Source organism: Bacteroides sp. AF39-11AC (genome assembly GCF_003474285.1).
Taxonomy (GTDB): Bacteria; Bacteroidota; Bacteroidia; order Bacteroidales; family Bacteroidaceae; genus Bacteroides.
Genome location: NZ_QROH01000004.1, coordinates 165,399 through 186,314, shown reverse-complemented (window position 1 = coordinate 186,314; position 20,916 = coordinate 165,399). Strand labels below are relative to the sequence as shown.

Below are 20,916 nucleotides of genomic sequence, written 5' to 3'. Positions count from 1 at the left end.
GAATCATGTTCACACTCATTAAAAATGCAAACTTATACTCTCCGGAGCATCTCGGCATGAACGACGTTCTACTGGCAGATGACAAAATAGCCCTCATAGACCGGAAGATAGAACTGACCGGTATTCCGTTGAATACCATAGACGCCGGCGGGTGTACCGTCACCCCCGGCTTTATCGACCAGCACGTCCACATCACCGGTGGCGGCGGACAAACCGGCTATGCTTCCTTAGTCCCCGACATCTCTATGAGCGAACTGGTGGCTTGCGGAACCACCACCGTGGTAGGGCTGCTCGGTACGGACGGTTTCGTAAAAGAACCGACCACCCTGTACGCCAAAACCAAAGCCCTGGAAGACGACGGCCTCAGTGCCTACATGCTTACCAGTTTCTACGGATTGCCTCCCAAAACACTGATGTCCTGTGTGGCCGACGATCTCATCTTCATCGACAAAGTGATCGGTTGCAAACTTGCCATGAGTGACGACCGCAGCGCTTTCCCCACCGAACTGGAGATACTGCGCCTCATCAATCAGGTACGCCTCGGCGGTTTCACTTCCGGCAAAGGAGGTATTCTGCATATTCATCTGGGAGCCTTACCCGATGGTATCACCCCGTTGCTGGACATCGCCCGCAAGTACCCCACGCTGATTTCCTACCTCTCGCCCACCCACCTGATACGCACGGAAGCCTTATTCCGGCAAGCCGTAGAATTTGCCTGCATGGGTGGTATGATAGATTTCTCCACCGGAGGAACCAAATTCGATGCTCCCCACCGTTGCGTAATAAAAGCCCTCGAAGCCCACGTGCCCCTCGACCGCATCACCTTCTCCAGTGACGGTCGTGGCGGAGTGCGCCGCACCAATCCCGAGACAGGAGAAACGACCTATCGCCCCGCCCCCCTGCACCTCAACCTGCAGGAGATGACATTGCTCGTAAAAGAAGGCCTTCTGCCTCTGGAACAGGCGCTGACCCTTATCACCAGCAATCCGGCACGCAACCTCAAACTGCGCACCAAAGGCAGAATAGCCGCCGGTTTCGATGCCGACCTTTGTTTCCTCGATTCCGAACTTCAACTGACGCACGTCATAGCACGCGGCAAACTCGTCCTAAAAGACAAGGAAGTCATTAAAAAAGGGAGGTATGAAGAATGAAAAGATTAATTCTACTTCTTGCTATTGTCTTTCTGGGCACCGGGCTCCGTGCCGCCTCCGTGCTTCCCGTAGGTGAAGGCAAGTTCACCTACAAAGACTATCCCCCCTTTGCCGACCGTCCGGTAGATGTGCACTACTACATTCCGGCTTCGGGCGATGTGCACCGTATGCCCATTTTTTTTGTCTTCGAAGGTGCCGACCGCGGTTACACCTATCTGCTCAAAGCTTGGAAGCAGGAGGCAGAGAAGCATAAATTCATGGTCTTCATTCCCCACTTCGATCTGGAAAGGTTTCCTTTGCCCGATTATCAGGAAGTCGGTGTCATGGACGACAAGGATCATACGATACGTCCGGCTGAAAAGCAAACGCCGGCACTGGTTGATAAAATCTTCGAGTACGTCCGCCAATCTTCGGGTAGTGAACGGAAAGGATATATGATTTACGGTCACTCAGCCGGAGGTCAGTTTGTGCAGCGTTTCATGCTTTTCCATGACAGCCCGTATGTGGAGAAAGCCGTTATCGGCAGTCCAGGATGGTATACTTTCCCCGATGCTTCGCAAGATTTTCCCTACGGAGTACGTAACATTCCGTATGTTACTCCCGAGATAATCAGGAAGTATCTTGCCAAACCGATTGTCCTCCAACTAGCTACGGGAGATACCATCCGCGAATCATATTTAAGGAAGACTCCCGAAGCCGAAGCACAGGGATGCAACCGTTACGAGCGCGGCAATCAGTTCTACCAATACCTCCACCGGATAGCAGCCGAACACAACTGGCCCTGCAACTGGCAGAAAAGAGAAGAACAAGGCATCGGACACCACTCCACCGGAATGGGCAAACGTGCCGTTCCTGTCATGTTGGGAGACTCTCTCCGTGCGCTGTTCATAGGTAACAGCTACACGCAATACAACCGTTTAGTCCGACAAGTGCAGGCCCTTGCCGCCTCCACCGGTCACAAGCTTTCTGTAAAATTAGTGGAACACGGCGGCTGGACATTGAAGAAACATGCTGCCAACCCTGAAACCCTGAATGCCATCCGTGAAGGAAACTGGGATTTCGTCATCCTGCAAGACCAAAGTAAAGCGCCTGCCCGTGAAAAAGAATGGGTGCGGGAGAATGTGTACAAGCCTGCCCACTCCCTCGACAGCCTGCGCCGCCTCTACAATCCGAAAGGAAAAACCGTCTTCTACATGACCTGGGGACACGACATCGACACGTATGCCGAAATGCAGCAACGACTGGCTGAAAGTTATTTGGAGATGACCGCACAACTGAATGCCTGGTGTGCCCCCGTCGGCATCGCCTGGAAGCGTGTCCGCACGGAAAATCCAAGCATCACGCTTTACAACAACGATCACAGCCACCCTTCCCGACAGGGTTCTTATCTTGTCGCCAATGTATTCTGTAGCGTATTTTTTCAGAAATCCTATACAGGTACTTATTATGCCGGACTGCCCGAAGAGGAAGCACTCTATCTGCAACGTATTGCGCAAGAAACCGTATTCAGCAACCCTTCTCTCTGGAATATCCAGCCCACGGTGCAACCGGAAGAGGTAGCCCACCGTTTCTATCCCGAACCGGAGCAGCAATATTCCACTCCCACCCTCGGCAAGCCGCTTGAAGAAGGTCTGGCTTCCTTGTTCGAGATAAACAGGTATTTGAAGGATTTAGCCGACAGGCATCCCGATAAGGTTACGCTGTCCGATATAGGAAAGACTCCACAGAGCAGGGATATCCCCGTGCTCTATTTCGGAACTCCCAACGATAAAAAGAAAATAAGAGTCTGGATACAGGCAGGACTGCACGGCAACGAACCTGCCGGGCCGGAAGCAGCCTGTATGCTTGCCGATTATTTGCTGAATACGTCCGAAGGTACTGAACTACTGAAAAAGGTGTCTCTTGCACTTGTACCTGTGGCCAATACGGATGGTTATGCCATGCAAAGCCGTAAATCAGGCAGTGGGTATGATTTGAACCGGGATCAAAGTAAACTTGCCGATCCGGTGACTCTTCTTCTTAAAAAAGCGTACAAGAAATGGAAGCCCGAAATAGCGCTGGACATCCACGAATTCAATCCTTTCCGCAAGGAGTTTGAATTGCTGCGGGGTACTAAAGCAGCTACGGCCGCCGATGTCCTTTTCCTACCCAGCGGGCATTTGAACATCCCTGCCGGAATACGTACACTTTCCAACGGCTTATTCCGTGAAGAAGCAGAGAAAGCATTGGAGGCTAACGGTTATCATTCAGGCTTTTACTTTACACCCAGTGTCAGGAATGATAGTTTGTATGCAATGAAAGATGCTAAGAGTCCACAATCCAGTTCCACGTTTCAAGGGCTTACCAATGCGGTATCTCTGTTCATAGAAATCCGTGGAATAGGATTGGGAAGAGCGTGTTTTGCCCGTCGTGCGGAATGCGGTTTTCTGGTATCCCGCAGTCTTTTGGAAACAGCAGCTCTTCATTCAAAAGAAGTAAGAAGTGAGATACGAAAGGCAGCGAAAGAGACTTGCAGCGGAAAGAGTGATATATCCGTCACTTTTCAATCTGTACGGACAGAGCTTCCTGTTACTTTTATTGACCTTGCCAAGAACGAACGTTTTACGGAACCTCTGCCTACTTTCAATGCGCTTCAACTGAAAGCTGAGTTAGTACGCAAACGTCCCAAAGCATATATTCTGCCGGATACCTGCCGGATGCAAGCAGAGAAATTGCGGGTTTTAGGAATAGAGGTAGAAGAGATAGGAAAACCCTTCACAGCCACCGTAGAGAAGTATATGGTTACCCGATACAAGAAAGCTACCAAGGAATGGGAAAAGATTTATCCGGTCACAGTATCTACACGGATGGTAAAGGAAAAGAAGAGCTTCCCGGCAGGTTGTTTCATCATTCGTCTTTCACAGAAGAATGCGAACCTTGCGGCAACACTGTTAGAACCGGAGTCCGTGAATGGCTTTGTCAATTTCGAGGTGGTTCATACAGAGTTGGGGAAAGAGTTGCCGATATACAGGAGAAATTTCTGATTCGCATCTCATCCATTACATATCAGATGAATTAATTCTTTTTGGACGAGTAATGAGCAAAGTGTGATAATGTGGTAGGGTGATAAAGTGATAGCGGGATAACGTTCTGTGATATATAGCGCAGCTACTTTATCGCCCTATCACCTTATCACTCTTTTATTCCTTTCTTTTCCGGTAGAAATAATCTTGTCGTGAATTATTTCAGTCCTTCCAATGTCTCACCAACCACACCAAATCCCTTGTTGTCTCTTGAATCCTCCACCACAGTACTTTCAGCCTTGGAGGTCGGTGCATTGGCAAATACAGTCTCCACAAACCACTTTCCAGATCGAGGATAAAATACACTTTCCCGCGGCACATCACATAAAGAAAATCACCTTTCACAAAGGCACTGTACACGGAATCAAGCGGTAATTTACATCCGCATTTTTCTTCCGGAAAGTCTTTACAGGGAGGTTCCAGCTTGATGCTGGCATAGTCGGAGTCGAGCGTAAAACCATATTTTATACTTAATGGGTAGAGCACTTCCCATATCTCGTGTTTCCTCTGTTCTACCATGCAGTGGATGGCCTCTGTTATCATTTCATCCTTCGGGGTATTCATGTCTTCTTCGGATTTTAAATATTTAAAATCGCCCTCATCCCCCTTATACAAAAAGAAGTCGGACGTATAGTTCATATTTATCCAAGGAGAGGTACTGGTATACCCACAGAACCAATAAATACGCTTGCACGCCCGACCCTATATGGTCTGCGTGAAACATCTTTATTGAAGGTCTGTTTCTTGACTTAAATAAAATTACCAGTTTTCTCCTTGTCAAAAATAGCTTCAACACGCCGCATTTCTCTTCGGCTAATGCAAAGATAGATGAATTGCAGGGAATAGCCAAAAGGAAGAATGCTTTTTTATGGGGCCAGGATAAAGATACAACTCTATAAATAGAGAAAGAGACAGCCGGAAGCAGTCGTCTAAAAGCTAATTTTGAAGAAGAAATAAAAAAAATATCATTTTTTGCTTGCATATAAGAGAAAAGTATTACTTTTGCCACGAATTAAGAATCAAAAAGAAAACGAAAGTATGAATTTGTTTACTTATGCATATTACTTCTTTTTTTACTTTTACTTTAGCCAGAAAGTAGAGCGGGAGTTTGTATGTGTCAAGTGACAGTGATGCTTAAGAACTGAATAGAGAACTAAAGTAATATACTTAATCCCGCTCCATTGTATGGAAGCGGGATTTTTTATTTTAAAGAAACAGTATGAAAAGAATAGCCATTCAAGGAACATTAGGGTCGTATCACGACATTGCCGCACACAAGTACTTCGAAGGAGAAGAAATAGAGTTAATCTGTTGCGCTACTTTTGAGGACGTGTTTGCAGCCGTGAAAAAGGACAGCAAGACCATAGGAATGTTGGCGATAGAGAATACCATTGCAGGTAGCCTGTTGCACAACAACGAGTTGCTGCGGCAGAGCGGAACACAAATCATAGGCGAATACAAACTACGCATATCACACAGCTTTGTCTGCCTGCCCGATGAGGACTGGAACGATCTGACGGAAGTCAACTCCCACCCCATCGCACTGATGCAATGCCGCGAGTTCCTTGCCCAGCACCCGAAAATGAAAGTAGTGGAAGCGGAAGACACCGCCCTCAGCGCCGAAATCATCAAGCGGGAGAACCTGAAAGGACACGCCGCCATCTGCTCCAAGGCCGCTGCCGAGCGTTACGGCATGAAGGTGTTGCAGGAAGGCATCGAAACAAACAAGCACAACTTCACCCGTTTTCTGGTAGTTGCCGACCCTTGGCAGGTAGACGAAATACACCGCCATCCGCACCCGGAAACCAACAAGGCAAGCATGGTATTCACACTGCCCCACACGGAAGGGAGTCTCTCGCAAGTACTGTCCATCCTTTCGTTCTACAGCATCAACCTGACCAAGATACAGTCGCTGCCCATCATCGGACGGGAATGGGAATACCAATTTTACGTAGACGTTGTTTTCGACAACATACTGAGATATAAACAATCCATCGCGGCCATCACACCGCTAACCAAAGAACTTAAAATATTAGGCGAATATGCAGACGGAAAATCAAACATCTAAGATCAAGCCCGCCGACCGGTTGGCCAGCGTGAGCGAATACTACTTCTCCAAGAAGTTGAAAGAGGTGGCACAAATGAATGCCGAAGGAAAAGACGTAATCAGCCTCGGAATCGGCAGTCCCGACATGCCTCCCTCGGAAGCAACCATACAAACCCTGTGCCGCGAAGCACAAAATCCTGACGGACACGGCTATATGCCTTATGTCGGCATCCCCGAACTTCGTCGCAGCTTTGCCGCCTGGTATAAGAAATGGTATGGCGTGGAGCTGAATCCTAATACCGAGATACAGCCGCTCATCGGTTCGAAAGAAGGTATTCTGCACGTCACACTGGCCTTCGTCAATCCGGGCGAACAGGTATTGGTTCCCAATCCGGGCTACCCCACTTATACCTCATTGAGCAAGATACTGGGAGCGGAAGTCATCAACTACAATCTTAAAGAGGAAAACGACTGGATGCCCGACTTCGACGAACTGGAAAAGATGGACATGAGCCGCGTAAAACTGATGTGGACCAACTATCCGAACATGCCGACCGGAGCCAACGCCACCCCGGAACTTTATGCAAAACTGGTGGACTTTGCACGCCGCAAAGACATCGTGATTGTAAACGATAACCCGTACAGCTTCATCCTGAACGACCACCCGCTCAGCATCCTCAGTGTGCCGGGTGCCAAAGAGTGCTGCATCGAGTTCAACTCCATGAGCAAGAGCCACAATATGCCGGGCTGGCGTATCGGTATGCTGGCAAGCAACGCCGACTTTGTGCAATGGATCTTGAAAGTGAAGAGCAACATCGACAGCGGTATGTTCCGCGCCATGCAACTGGCAGCCGCCAACGCCTTGGAAGCCGAACAGGAATGGTACGACGGAAACAACAAGAACTACCGCAACCGCCGCCATCTGGCAGGAGAAATCATGCATGCACTGGGATGTACGTACGATGAAAAGCAGGTGGGCATGTTCCTCTGGGGAAAAATTCCCGATACCTGCACTGACGTGGAAGAACTGACCGAAAAGGTGTTGCACAACGCACGCGTGTTCATCACGCCGGGATTTATCTTCGGAAGTAACGGAAAGCGGTATATCCGCATCTCGCTTTGCTGCAAAGACCATAAACTGGAAGAGGCATTGAAGCGCATCAGGGAGATGAAGTAATATATTTACAAAAAAGAACTCCTGTGACACAAGCCACTCACCGTTTTAAAAAACGTGCCCGACGTTTTTAAAGAATAAGGGCAACGTTTTTAAAAAACGAGGCCTGTATTTATTAACACGCTCGAAAGGCTTTATCGACGGGCGTTGCAGAGGGTTCAGAAGACACTGAGAAATATCTATACAATAAAAATATAATTGAACAAAAATAAAAGAATATGGAACTTGAATTAGAATCGATTTTGCTGCCGGGTATTGAGGACAAACGTCCCATGGTAATTGCAGGTCCTTGCAGCGCCGAGACAGAAGAACAAGTAATGTGCACCGCCAAACAACTGGCCGAAAAGGGAATGAAGATATTCCGTGCCGGAATCTGGAAACCGCGTACCAAACCGGGTGGTTTCGAAGGTGTAGGCGTAGACGGTCTGGCATGGCTGAAAGAGGTGAAGAAAGAAACCGGAATGTACGTTTCTACCGAAGTAGCCACTTCGAAGCATGTATACGAGTGTCTGAAAGCAGGTATCGATATCCTTTGGATTGGTGCACGCACCACTGCCAACCCGTTTGCCATGCAGGAAATTGCCGATGCACTGAAGGGTGTGGATATTCCTGTGTTTGTGAAGAACCCGGTAAACCCGGATCTGGAACTTTGGATCGGTGCCCTGGAACGTATCAACAATGCCGGTCTGAAACGTCTGGCAGCCATCCACCGCGGTTTCAGCAGTTACGACAAGAAGTTGTACCGCAATCTGCCGCAATGGCATATCCCCATCGAGTTGCGTCGTCGCATCCCGAACCTGCCGATCATCTGCGATCCCAGCCACATCGGCGGTAAGCGCGAACTCATCGCACCGCTATGCCAGCAGGCTATGGACCTCGGTTTCAACGGTCTGATTATCGAAAGCCACTGCAACCCCGACTGTGCATGGAGCGATGCTTCGCAGCAAGTGACTCCGGACGTACTGGATTACATCCTGAACCTGCTCGTCATCCGTAAAGAAACACAGACCACGGAAAACCTCAGCGAACTGCGCAAGCAGATTGATGAGTGCGACAACAACCTGATGCAGGAACTTGCCAAGCGTATGCGTGTGGCACGTGAAATCGGTACGTTCAAGAAAGAGCACGATATGACGATTCTGCAAACGGGACGTTACAATGAAATTCTGGACAAACGCGGCTCACAAGGTGTGCTTCTGGGCGTGGATTCGGAATTTATCAAGAAGGTATTCGAGCTGATACACGAGGAGAGTGTGAGGCAACAAATGGAAATTATAAACAAGTGATTAGCGACTGGTGATAAGTGATTAATGGCTACGCTATCTTTCACTTATCACTAATCATTAATACCTAAACACTAAATTTATGCGTATTTTAATACTCGGAGCCGGCAAGATGGGCTCTTTCTTTACAGATATTTTAAGTTTCCAACATGAAACGGCAGTGTTCGACGTGAATCCGCACCAGTTACGTTTTGTCTACAACACGTATCGTTTCACCACGTTGGAAGAGATAAAGGACTTCGAACCGGAGTTGGTAATCAATGCCGCCACGGTGAGATATACGCTGGACGCATTCCGCAAGGTGCTGCCTGTGCTGCCCAAGGATTGTATCATCAGTGATATCGCCTCGGTGAAGACGGGATTGAAGAAATTCTATGAGGAAAGTGGTTTCCGTTATGTATCGTCGCATCCGATGTTTGGCCCTACGTTTGCCAGCCTCAGCAATCTGAGCAGCGAAAATGCTATCATCATCAGTGAAGGTGACCACCTGGGCAAAATTTTCTTCAAGGACCTTTACCAGACGCTCCGCCTGAATATCTTCGAATATACTTTCGACGAGCATGATGAGACGGTAGCTTATTCTCTGTCTATTCCTTTTGTCTCTACGTTTGTTTTTGCAGCGGTGATGAAGCATCAGGAGGCTCCGGGCACTACATTCAAGAAACACATGGCTATTGCCAAGGGTTTGCTGAGTGAGGATGATTACTTGCTTCAGGAAATTCTCTTTAATCCGCGCACTCCCTCGCAAGTGGAAAATATTCGTCTGGAGCTGAAGAATTTACTGGAAATTATCAGTACGAAGGATGCGGAAGGGATGAAGCAGTATCTGACGAAGATTAGGGAAAAGATAAAATAGATAGGTGAGATTAAGGGATTGAAGAGAGGAGGCTTACGGAAAAGACAGTGGGGCTTCTCTCTTCAATTCGTTAATAAAGGAAGGGATGACATTCAGAGATTCACAATTGGGGCGTAGTTCATACTATTTACATTGTAATTGGTAGCAGAGTACACCCCCTCCGGAATCGTAAGCGGATCAATATATTTCTTCCGTATTGCTATTTTCTTCTTCGTACCATGAAGTGTTGTTTTTATCGGCTATCCAGTCGGCATAGCCCGGATAGGCACTAATGATAGAAGAACGTTCCTTAGGGTATCTCCATGCCGGAGAATCTTTTGTGGCGCGTGGAAAATCCAAAGCCCATGAGTACATATCTTCCATGCGGTAGTAGATGCCGGTGGAACGGTCCGAGCAATCTTTCCCCGTGTGTAATAAATTAAAATCCATCTTTGCAGTTGGCTTATAGTCCGGCAAGTGGATCTCATGAGAACGTGAACCCACAAAGATGAATGGATTGAATTTCATTACAGACAAGTCGTTCACCGGAGAGTTAAAGGTAATGACAACCGTCCTTTTGTCGGTTGACACGAAGCCCTTACCCTTTTCGGTGTTGATAAAAGCACCACTGAATTTGTCGATATTGCTCACGTTCTCCCATATGATAAATGTAGCGTTCTCGTTATCTCTTTCTAAAGTAGCCCCCTCCACCGAGCTTACATCACTTTCATTTAAGGGTAATTCAATTCCGAAGCCTATTTGGGTGGAACCTGCCGCACCTTTAGCTATCGGTTCGAATTCCAGACGGACTCCTACAATCTCATTTGCCTCATTCTTACCAAAGGTATAAGTATAGTTGACAACGAAATCATTCATGTCATAGTCACCTTGGCTTGGCCATAGGTCCTCGTAAGCAAGTGTCCCGTATATGGACTCGGACGCAACAGTAACATCAACCGGATCAATTACAACCCCCGGCCGGATTGCATCAGGTATCGGGCTGGAAGATACGGCAAACAGGACATCGTTAAAATCATAATCTGAATCCTTGTCTCCAATCGGACGAATGTCAATACCCGTAACGCAACATTCAAAATCGTCAATCCAGCGTGTGACTGCTTGTGATTTCCCTACTTGATTCAACTGGGGAGTCGAATAATAGTTACCTTTTACATCACCGTTCAATTGAGGATACAAGTTCGAGCCACTTACTCTCTTAAAGCCATATGCTGATCCATCTGTTACAGGGTTTCCGTTTCCTTTATAGCCTTCGCGAGCCACTGCAAAGCCGATACGGGTACCTTCCGGAAAGGTCTTACTGTACTGGTTTCCATCCCAGTACAGCAGTTGCACCTTTAATCCTGCCGGACATTGTCTTTGGTTGGTATTGGGTATTAGCATGGTCATGTGCAGCGTGGCTGGAGTCAGGTGATCCATGGATGACAGTTCACTGTCCGTATAGTTATAATACATCAATGAATTGTATACAGTACCGTTTTTCACATTGAAACCACCATCACCGATATAAGTGACCCACACTTCCGCACCATTCTTGCCTACTACTCTTAAATCTGAATTTTTGGAAAAATCGGCGTCACTTACATTCTGCCTTTCAGGATATAGGCCATCGACTTGATGGATAAAGCTCTCAGAAAGAGTAGTTGCGGATACCAAACCGGACCCTCCATTTTCCGCAGGAATAGGAATCCCTTGGGCACTTACTTCTTGGTTTTGATAAAGCACGCACAATTCCTGAAAGTTATTGCTGATGTTTCTTGTTATCACATATTCTTCATCCTCGGCAGCCCGGCTTCGGGTAGCCATAGGAAAAGGTACCGGAGCAAAATCGGCTGTGACAGAATTCCGGACAGCATAGCCTTGAAGCCCTTCTGTGCCTCCGACAGCATAACCGGCAGAGAGGGGAATGATATAGAGTTGAGTAACATTATTGGCTACCACGACTTTGGCTTCCAGTTTTCCATCTCCATTTGTATAACCTACAAATGCCGGATTTTCCAACCTCCCGTCTTCATTCAAATACGGATTACTGGTATAAATACCATATTTCACACCTTCTGCGGCTCTCCCGTCGATGGTTGTCGCATGGATAGTTACAGATGTCTTATCCGTTTTTAGAGAGAAATCTGTAATCAAGCCTACTTTGTTTTCGTCCTGATCATCTCTATCCGGATTGTATACATCCTTTTCTTGTAAACAGGATGCAAAAAACAATCCGACGAATCCCAGAAACAAGCATATTAAGTTTAACTTTTTCATAACAGTATATAAATAGTCTCCAATACATGTTAGTTATATGTAAAGAAAGCACAAAAGAGAGTATTAGTTGTTATGAAAAGTGACTATTTTCTCTTATCCACGTATATATTAAGGTAAAAGACGTACCTATTCCCTACTTTCTTTGATAAAATTAAGGCATCTGACCTTTCATAATAATGGTCCTCCGAACAAAGAGAAAAACAAGTTCTTTCCTCTTGTAAAAAATAATACCTTTTAAAATATTGGCCTCCGGCATGGCTCACGCTGTGTTTTCAATCAAGCCTTTGTCAAAAACTTCAAAACAGTTTCCTCACCTTTTACGGCACGTATCGATTTCTGTTTTTTTCCTTAAATATACTTTGCAAAGTTCACAGCTACGCCGTTTGGCATCCGATTTCGTAAAACGTTCGGATAAGCAAGAAAGAGCTCAAGGCGCGGTTCTGTCCTTACCCGGCTCCGACCCGAACCGCATTTGCGCCGTATCTTCTCCGTTATAAACCCGGTTAGAGGTACCCTTATACGGGAATGAAACGGAGCAAATACGGGTTTGAGCCTTATTTGAGACGTTGTTGGTCAAGCCCTGACCAGTTTCCAATCCCGCCAACGGGTTAAATATGGCAAGTTACCCCAGATAGGTATATTATTTACCTGAATTGGTATAACCACCCAATTAACAAAACGCTAATTTTGTTAAAACTATATCTGACGCTAAATCTTAGGACAAAGAGACATAGAAATGAAGCCTTAAGAGGATGGCGGAAAATGTAGATGTATTTTTTTAGATAGAGATGGTATCCAACAAACAACGGTAATAAATATGAGAAAAGTACTGTATATTCTTTTGTTATGGGTAGGAATGGTAGGAGGTTTGCATGCGCAAGATAAAAAAGATACAGATTATATATTGGTCTTGAATTCCATTAATTTTAATGAAGTCAAAACACGTCTGCTTTTTGAAGCAGTTCGTGACGAGTTCACATCAAGCCATGTCAAGGTTATGAAGGAGGATTTGGGATTGAGCCTGTCAGTCCATGAGGAAGCCTTGGCTGTGGCTTCCTTACAATCATTGGAAGAGGCGAATGCAAAGCTTCGTTATTTGCGGACGAAATACGAACAGAAGCGGAAACCCTTGGCTTTGCTATTTATCGGTGATCCGGGATGGCTGCTATGCAAGCCTTTGTTTGAGGATGTATGGCAAGATGTGCCGACCATTATCAGCATGGCACGTGACCGCATGGCTCCTGATATCAGTGTGATGCTGGACAAGGATGAAACGAGGTTGAAATCAAGATTAAGGCCTACCGGTGAAGTGATAAGTTCTTATAATGCCGTTGCGCTGACGCAGCCGGTATTTATTAAAGAAACGGTGACGTTGATGAAAAGCTTAATGCCGGATATGGATCGGATAACCTTTATTTCCGATCAACGTTACATTAGTTTGTTCACCCGTATCGAATTGAAAGACACGTTGGATTTCTATTTTCCTGAAATAAAACTTCAGGAATTGACCAGTCCCCAGTTGAACACACAAGATCTTCTGGATACCCTTTCGATAGAAGACTCCCGTACAGGGCTGATTTATTTCTCTTGGTTTGTTCCCATGCGCAATAGCATTGATACTTATCTGGATGACAATATACAAACAATTATTTCCGCCTTTTCTAAATCTCCGGTATTTACCTTAGCCGATCTGAATCTGGAAAGTGGAAGTTTTGCAGGAGGGCACTATATCAATGTGAAATCTTTGGCAAAAAACTGCATTGACATGCTTTATCGCATATTAAAAGGCGAGTGCCCCCATGAGATGCCTGTCATGACAGGGGGAACTCCTTCGACAATATTAAACTATGCACATCTTTCCCATTACAATATCCCAGTGAAGTTGTTCCCTTCAGAAGCAGTTTACGTGCAAGCTCCTCCAAGTTTTTGGGAAAAGTATAAATGGACGATTGTCACGCTGATGGTCATATTGTCCTTGGTTATAGTAATCATTGTTATGCGGGGACGAGCTTATGCCCTCAAACAGCGTTCTCGTGAGCGCAAGCTTCAGATATTGAAAGATAATAAGACTTTCCTAGAGAATCTGTTTAGCAATCTCTCTGTGGCAGTTGCCGTGCGGGATATACAAGACGAACTAAAGTTTCTCTATTGGAACAAGGAAGCAGAAAACATATTCGGACTTACAAGAGAAGAAGTTATGGAAAATATGGATGTGGCGTTAGCGTCCAATGAAATGACAAGGAGAATGAATCTGAATGATCAGGAGATCCTTCGGGGTAAAGGTCAGTTTATCGGCTTGTGCAGATTTGAAAAACAAGATAGAAGTACCCTCTACCTTTATGTGAATAAACGCACAGTTTTGCATCCCAATGGGAAGAAATGGTTATTAATTACAGCATGGGATATGACGGAACAACAACAAAATATTGAGGAATTGAACGAACTGAATAAACGATTACAAACTGTCATGGAAGTAGCGCAGATGAGTCTATGGACCTATGATATAAAGGAAGACACTATTTTTTACGATAGCATCAATAGCATTCCTGAAATCTTGCCTGCGGGCAATCAATGCAAGTCAAAGGATTTCTTTGATTTGATTTCTCCGGAAATGAGAGAGAATATCCGCGAGAGTGTTTCTAAATTCGCACATGGAGATATGCCTTCTTTGCACAAGGAGTTTTCTTTATACAAAAGTTTTTACCGGACATTGGAAACTCCCATCTGGCTATGTGCTCATTCAACAGTTTTAAGATATGATGCTGAAGGGAAACCAGCGGTGTTAGTGGGTGCAAATAAAGATATCAGTGTACAAAAGGAACTGGAAGACACGCTTCTTCAAGCCAAGAAGTCAGCGGAAGAAGCAAATAGGTTGAAAGATGTATTCCTAGCGAATATGAGCCATGAAATTCGCACTCCATTAAATTCAATTGTTGGTTTTTCCAGTCTGTTGGCCACTACGGAAGACTCTTCTGAGCAAGCCGAATATTCGGAAATCATCCAGAGCAATACGGAGTTATTGCTCCAATTGATTAATGACATTCTGGATTTATCTAAAATAGAAGCCGACACAATGGAGTTCACATACAAGGATGTGGATGTGCATGCTTTGTTCTCGGAGTTGGAAAAGACGACCCGCTGGCGCATGAAGCAGTCTGAAGTTGAAATCGTTTTTGCAGAATCCACTCCCCAGCTAATGCTGAATATTGATCCTAACAGGTTCATGCAAGTGATGAATAACTTCATGACCAATGCCATAAAATTCACTCATCGGGGCAGCATCCTGTTCGGCTACCGGCAGCAGGACAATGGAAACTGGTATTTCTATCTTACGGATACCGGCGAAGGAATGCCCTCCGAGAAAGTACAGTCCATTTTTGACCGTTTCGTAAAGTTGGATTCTTTCAAGCAAGGAACGGGATTGGGACTCTCTATTTGCAAAAGTATAATAGAACGGTTTGGTGGAAAAATCGGGGCGGATTCACAACTCGGAGCAGGTTCCACGTTTTGGTTTACCCTACCAGGCAATAAAATTACAGAGATAGGCAGAACAAGTAAATTATAAGTTATGTATAAGATAGTCAAAAAACGTTTTTGGTTTCTTTTGTCTGTAATGCTGTTTGAAGTTGCAGGGACAGGGACAGCGCAAGCTATTCCTTCCGAACGACTGGTAATCAAAGGCGACTGGGCATTCCCTCCTTATGAGTTTATCAATGATAACGGGGAGCCTGACGGCTTTAATGTGGAACTGATCCGTGCTATCATGAAAGAGGTCGGTCTTCCTTATGAACTTTCATTGGAATACTGGCCGGATGTGGTGGAAGAATACAGTAAGAAAAAGGTAGATCTGATTACAGGCATCATGTACTCCAACCGTCGTGCACAGCAGTTTAAATTCGGAGCAATCCATACCTTTGTTTATCTGAACGTGGTGTTCCGTAAAGGAAGAGCTCCGATGAGCGGATTGAAAGAACTGGCAGGACTGCAGGTAATTGTGCAGAAAGGTGCCATCACCCAGGAGAAAATGGAAGAAGAGATGCCCCATGCACATTTAGTAGTGGTTCCGGACATGAATGAGGGGCTTCGATTGCTGGCCGAAGGGAAATATGATGTAGCCATGTGTAATCAAGAAATGGCACGGAGTATTATTTACAAGCAAGGTTTCAGCAATCTGGATATGTCCGAGCTAAATTTGCCCCCCGAGGAATATTGCTTTGCCGGCAACAATGATTCCTTATTGACGGTTATTGATAATACCTTCTACAGGTTACAGCGCAATGGCGAATATGATCGGATTTTCAACAAGTGGTTCAGCATTCCGGCGAAAAAGGGTATTCCCCGATGGCTTTATTTTGCCTTGGGGATTTTGGTTCTGGCAGTTCTTATAGGCTATCTTTTTATTATTCTGTTGCGCAAGCAAGTGAAGAAAGCAAATAGAGAAGCCAAGCAAGAGAACCTAAAGTTATCGCTTGCCATCAAAGGTTCAAATATTATTTTTTGGGAGTTTGATGCATTGGCTGCAAATTATAAGACTTACAATGATCCGGCCAATGGCTATGATGAGACAACTTTACTCTCCTTGGAGGAATATCGCCGGCGTATGGGTAAAAGCAGCCAAATGGAACCTTATATCACAATGATGCTGGAAGGCCGTGATGAAAGTTATTCCATAAACGTCAGTGTAAAGTTACCCGGTGATAACAAGCAAAGTCATTTTAACATTACCGGTACTCCCTTTGAAAAAGATCCTCTTACGGGTCGGGTTATCAAATACGTTGGATTTCGACGGGATAATACGGAAATTGTGAAATTGAATAGTGAGGTAAATGAATATGTAAGGAAGATGCGGTATGTTTTTTATCATAGTAATATCCTGATGTGGGATTACAATTTATCCAGCCAAACTATAAAGTTGGACAACGGTGATGAAGGCTCGCAGAAAACGATGGCTGTAGAAACACTTTTGCAGAATATGGTAGTCCCTTCCCAACAGGAGAAAGTAAGACAATTCCGGAATCTTCTGGAGAAAGGGCTGGAGGAAAATTTCACTGTACAATGGGAATTGCTTCCATTGGAAGGAAGCGAATATCCAGATACCCGCCATGTCATTATCAACGGGATGTCGATTCGAGATGCCTCGGGCAAGATAACAGCATATTCCGGTTTACGGAGAGATATTACTGATCTGATCCGTACCCAGCATAAATTGGAACTTGAAACAGAACGGGCACTACAGTCCGACAAGCTGAAATCGGCGTTTCTGGCTAACATGAGTCACGAAATCCGCACACCTCTAAATGCCATTGTCGGCTTTTCCGGTTTATTGCAGGAAACTGTGGATGCTGAGGAACGGGCAGAATATATACGCATCATCAATGCGAATAATGAGTTATTGCTGAATCTGATTAACGATATACTCGATTTGTCAAGGATCGAATCGGGAGAAGTGACACTGCACAGAGAGGTTTTCGACTGGGCTGCTTATTTTGTCAGTCTGTCTGCATCATTGCAGCAGCGCTCTACAAATCCAGAGGTACAGTTCATTACAGAGAGTCCATACGCTGAATGTAAAGTCTGTTTGGATCGTAGCCGATTGGCACAAATATGTACCAATTTCACCACTAACTCAATCAAACATACCCACAAAGGATACATCAAAGTCGGTTATGTTTATGTGGATGGAGGAATCCGGATTTATACCGAGGATACGGGCAACGGCATCCCAGCAGAGAAGCAGTACCTTGTTTTCCAGCGGTTCGAGAAATTGAATCCATTTGTACAAGGCACGGGGTTGGGACTGTCCATCTGTAAGGCGATAGTAGATGCATGTGGAGGTAAAATTGGATTTACCTCTCAGGAGGGAGAAGGCTCTAAATTTTGGGCATGGATACCTTGCGAAGCCGAAATCATCCTTAAAGAGTATGCGTAAAATGAAATATAAAACGACATATTGTTTACTATTTATAATGGGGTGGGCATTGGGATTACCCTTAAAGGGACAGAACAATCCTTTCAAGATTGACGATGAACTATATGCCTATTACATGCATTGTAATAGAATGTTAAAAGAAGAACGGGTATTGGCGATGTCCGACACTTTGTTCCGGCGTGCCGGGCAGAAAAAGGATATCAAGGCTCAATGTTTAGCCTTGCATATCAAATGTGACCACTACTATTTTGTAGAAAATATACCTGCCCTTCAGAAAGCGATATTGGATGCCCGCAAATTTATTGAGAGAACTCCCTATCAGCAATATATTTTCAGTACTTGGCTCAAACTGATTACTTATTACGAGCGACGGAGATGGTATGGCAAGGCGTTGGATGAAGTGCAGATATTCCAAAAGGAAGCAATCCGGATGAACAACACCTATGGGATGACCATGTTTTACAAGCATGCAGCCAATATATATGCTATGCAAAGAGATTTCGCAAAAAGCCTGGAGTTGAATAAAAAGGCTCTGGAGTATAGTCTCTCGAACAATGGCGGCAAGGATCTGGGAGGTATCTATCAGAATATAGGCATGGCATATAGCAGATTTGCGATGTCCGATTCGGCTATCTTTTACTATAGGAAAGCATTGCAGGCTACACCGAATAAGACGGCGAAAATAATAAACTATATTGCTTTGGGAGAAGAGTCGTTGTATACCTACAATGTGGACTTAGCCCTCCAATATATACAGAAAGCGGACAACTTACGCAGGATGTATCCATTATACGGTGCCAGTCGTGAACGTTATTTTATACTTGTGGCCGAATATCATCGTTTTATAAAGAACTATGAGACAGCCATCGCGTTATGCGACTCCATCAGTGATGACGTGGCAAAGCTCAAAGAAAAAGAATTGATTTACAAAGACATGAACAACTTTGAGCAAGCGTATAAGTGGTCTCAGGAGTATATAAGGCTGAAGGACTCCACGCGAACAGCAGATAACAACAGACTATTGGCAGATTTAACTTCCCGTTTTGACAATGAGCGGTTAAATGCGGAAAAAGACCGGCTGGAATTGCGGAATTCACGCTTGGAATTAGATCACACGAAGACTCAACAAACATTGCTGGTCGTAGAGCGGGAACGAAACCAGTTACAGTTGCATAATCAGGAACTGACTCTGCAACAACAGAGCAACGAGTTGGAGAAAAAGAACAAGGAGGCACTTTACCAAAAAGAGCGTGCAGAATTGATGGAAGTACGCAAGAATCAGAATCTTCTTTTGGCTATAATCCTAGGAGTGTCGCTGATGGTGGTTACAACGTTGGCTGTTGCCTATAGCATATCTCGCAGGCAAAGCTTCAAGAAACTGAAAAAAGAGAAAGCTATAGCCGAACAAGCTCGTCGTGAGGCTGAAAATGCCAATCGGCTGAAATCTCTTTTCTTGCAGAACATGAGCCATGAGATCCGTACTCCACTGAATGCTATCATTGGATTTACTGAGGTACTCAATAGCGGAGAAGATTTAGGGCTGACTGAAGGTGAACGCAAAGAAATGCTTGGGTTAATCAGTACCAACACAGACCTGCTCACGACTTTGATTAACGATATTCTCGATTTGTCCAAACTGGAAAGCAATACCTATACGTTGAACCTGTCGGATGTTCCAATCAGCCAGCTGTGCCATTCCACCTTAGCCAGTGTGGAGCATCGCGCCCAGCCCGGCGTCCGGCTTCTTTTGGATGAGCCGCCCAATGCTTCTTCATTGGTGTTACGTACGGATGCTGCCCGATTGCGGCAAATCCTTACGAACTTTCTCACCAATGCCTGCAAATACACTGAGAAAGGAAATATTATCCTTGCCTATTGCAGGAAAGCCGGAAAATGGGAATTTTCCGTTTCCGATACCGGTTGTGGCATCCCGGCAGACAAGGTTGAAACTGTCTTTGAACGTTTTGAAAAACTGGACAATTTCAAACAAGGTACGGGTTTGGGGTTGAATATTTGCCGACGGATAGCCAATTTGGTAAGAGGACAGGTCTATGTGGACACGTCTTATACTAATGGCGCCCGATTTATATTTGTACATCCGGTACTTTCATAAACGGAGAAATGTATATGTTTCCTCGTTCGGTTGAGTGTCTGGCACGGAAATAAATTGTTGCATGAGATTTTCTTTCACGCCATTTGTTTATCTTTACGACTGATTTGATCTTTGCCGCAATATTAACATAAAGGATATGACATCTAAAAAAAGCATCTTGGAATTGTGTACACATAAGCAGAAAGATTGCATCTACTTTACTCCGGTTTTTCCTGTGGGTTTTGAGGACTTATACCTTTCGGAACCTAACTACCAGTTTGTACATAATACAAATGATAACTATATGTTGTTTGTATTGTCTGGAGAGATAAAGATGACATTCGGCAAGTTCCAAAATAAGATATTCGAAGGGGGCGAGATGTTTTTCCTTCCTCGGAATATGAGTTTTTTGGGGACAGTGATTAAACCATCCCATATAGCTCTATTAAAATATAATGGCACGAAGTTTGAATGTATGGAAGACCGGATACGTTTACTCATAAAGAAAAAGGCTGAAGGCAACTATTCATGGGACAAGGTGAGTCTTAAACCAGAACTTAGACAGTGCGTAGAGGAACTTATTCATTACCGGAAGCATGGTCTTTCCTGCAATCACATTTATCTTGTGAAGTCACAGGAAATATATCTTATCTTTAAACATTTCTATACTGACGAAGAACGTATACAGGTTTACTACCCTTTTATTGGTCAGGATCCTAATTTTTCCGAATCGGTAATGAGTAACTATATGTATGCAAAAACCGCAGAGGAACTTGCAGCGCGTTTGGGATATGGCATTAAAACGTTCCGCGAACTATTTAAAGAGAATTTTGGAGAAACACCTTATAAATGGATGCAGAAGCAAATGGCTCAACAGCTTAAAAGCAGGTTGATGAAGAAGGAAATTCCGTTTAAGCAGATTATGCTTGAGTTCAGATTTACTACCACTTCTCATTTTATAACATTCTGTCGTAAACATTTTGGTGGAACTCCGACAGAAATACGTAACGGTAAGTTATTAGACGAGCAGTCGTTGCTACCCCGAAACGGAGAAAAGATATAACTC

12 protein-coding genes are annotated in these 20,916 nt (G+C 44.9%); 10 read left to right on the top strand and 2 right to left on the bottom strand.

Features of this window, described 5'->3' with window-relative positions; genetic code table 11:
- Positions 1–5 precede the first annotated feature (5 nt).
- Together iadA and DW036_RS09315 are read left to right on the top strand one after the other, a co-directional pair.
- Positions 6–1,151, top strand: a complete 1,146-nt coding sequence (gene iadA, locus DW036_RS09320) for a beta-aspartyl-peptidase (protein ID WP_118463477.1) — start codon at positions 6–8, stop codon at positions 1,149–1,151.
- Positions 1,148–4,174 carry a M14 family metallopeptidase gene (locus tag DW036_RS09315; protein WP_118463474.1) on the top strand — a complete coding sequence of 1,009 codons (3,027 nt, stop codon included), beginning with the start codon at positions 1,148–1,150 and terminating at the stop codon, positions 4,172–4,174. Before iadA ends, DW036_RS09315 begins: the two co-directional genes overlap by 4 nt.
- A 201-nt stretch (positions 4,175–4,375) precedes the next feature.
- Here the strand turns inward: DW036_RS09315 and DW036_RS09310 are convergent, their stop codons facing one another.
- On the bottom strand, positions 4,376–4,777 hold the full coding sequence (locus DW036_RS09310) for a hypothetical protein (RefSeq protein ID WP_229096723.1): 402 nt from the start codon (positions 4,775–4,777) through the stop codon (positions 4,376–4,378).
- A gap of 655 nt (positions 4,778–5,432) precedes the next feature.
- Between DW036_RS09310 and DW036_RS09305 the strand changes: the two genes are divergently transcribed.
- From DW036_RS09305 to DW036_RS09290, 4 genes are all read left to right on the top strand, one after another.
- The gene (locus DW036_RS09305; RefSeq protein ID WP_118463471.1) at positions 5,433–6,281 is read left to right on the top strand and encodes a prephenate dehydratase; all 849 of its coding nucleotides are present in this window, start codon (positions 5,433–5,435) and stop codon (positions 6,279–6,281) included.
- Complete coding sequence (locus DW036_RS09300) at positions 6,256–7,437, top strand: pyridoxal phosphate-dependent aminotransferase (RefSeq protein WP_118221151.1); 1,182 nt, start codon at positions 6,256–6,258, stop codon at positions 7,435–7,437. The genes DW036_RS09305 and DW036_RS09300 overlap by 26 nt, the downstream gene beginning before the upstream one ends.
- A 215-nt stretch (positions 7,438–7,652) precedes the next feature.
- Positions 7,653–8,720, top strand: a complete 1,068-nt coding sequence (locus tag DW036_RS09295; RefSeq protein ID WP_007210090.1) for a bifunctional 3-deoxy-7-phosphoheptulonate synthase/chorismate mutase type II — start codon at positions 7,653–7,655, stop codon at positions 8,718–8,720.
- Positions 8,721–8,799: 79 nt separating this feature from the next.
- Positions 8,800–9,573 (top strand): prephenate dehydrogenase/arogenate dehydrogenase family protein, encoded by a 774-nt coding sequence (locus DW036_RS09290; protein ID WP_007218812.1) that lies wholly within the window; start codon positions 8,800–8,802, stop codon positions 9,571–9,573.
- A gap of 177 nt (positions 9,574–9,750) precedes the next feature.
- Here the strand turns inward: DW036_RS09290 and DW036_RS09285 are convergent, their stop codons facing one another.
- The gene (locus DW036_RS09285) at positions 9,751–11,829 is read right to left on the bottom strand and encodes an LruC domain-containing protein (protein WP_118463468.1); all 2,079 of its coding nucleotides are present in this window, start codon (positions 11,827–11,829) and stop codon (positions 9,751–9,753) included.
- Between the two features lie 817 nt (positions 11,830–12,646).
- On the opposite strand from DW036_RS09285, the gene DW036_RS09280 reads away from it, so the two are divergent.
- The 4 genes from DW036_RS09280 to DW036_RS09265 all read left to right on the top strand — a co-directional run bounded on the left by DW036_RS09280 (position 12,647) and on the right by DW036_RS09265 (position 20,913).
- Positions 12,647–15,394: an ABC transporter substrate binding protein gene (locus tag DW036_RS09280; RefSeq protein ID WP_118463465.1), complete on the top strand. Its 2,748-nt coding sequence runs from the start codon at positions 12,647–12,649 to the stop codon at positions 15,392–15,394.
- 3 nt (positions 15,395–15,397) lie between these two features.
- Complete coding sequence (locus tag DW036_RS09275) at positions 15,398–17,758, top strand: transporter substrate-binding domain-containing protein (RefSeq protein WP_118221148.1); 2,361 nt, start codon at positions 15,398–15,400, stop codon at positions 17,756–17,758.
- A 1-nt stretch (position 17,759) separates the two neighbouring features.
- Positions 17,760–19,871, top strand: a complete 2,112-nt coding sequence (locus DW036_RS09270; RefSeq protein WP_158585954.1) for an ATP-binding protein — start codon at positions 17,760–17,762, stop codon at positions 19,869–19,871.
- A gap of 136 nt (positions 19,872–20,007) precedes the next feature.
- Positions 20,008–20,913 carry a helix-turn-helix domain-containing protein gene (locus tag DW036_RS09265; protein WP_118221146.1) on the top strand — a complete coding sequence of 302 codons (906 nt, stop codon included), beginning with the start codon at positions 20,008–20,010 and terminating at the stop codon, positions 20,911–20,913.
- Positions 20,914–20,916: the final 3 nt, after the last annotated feature.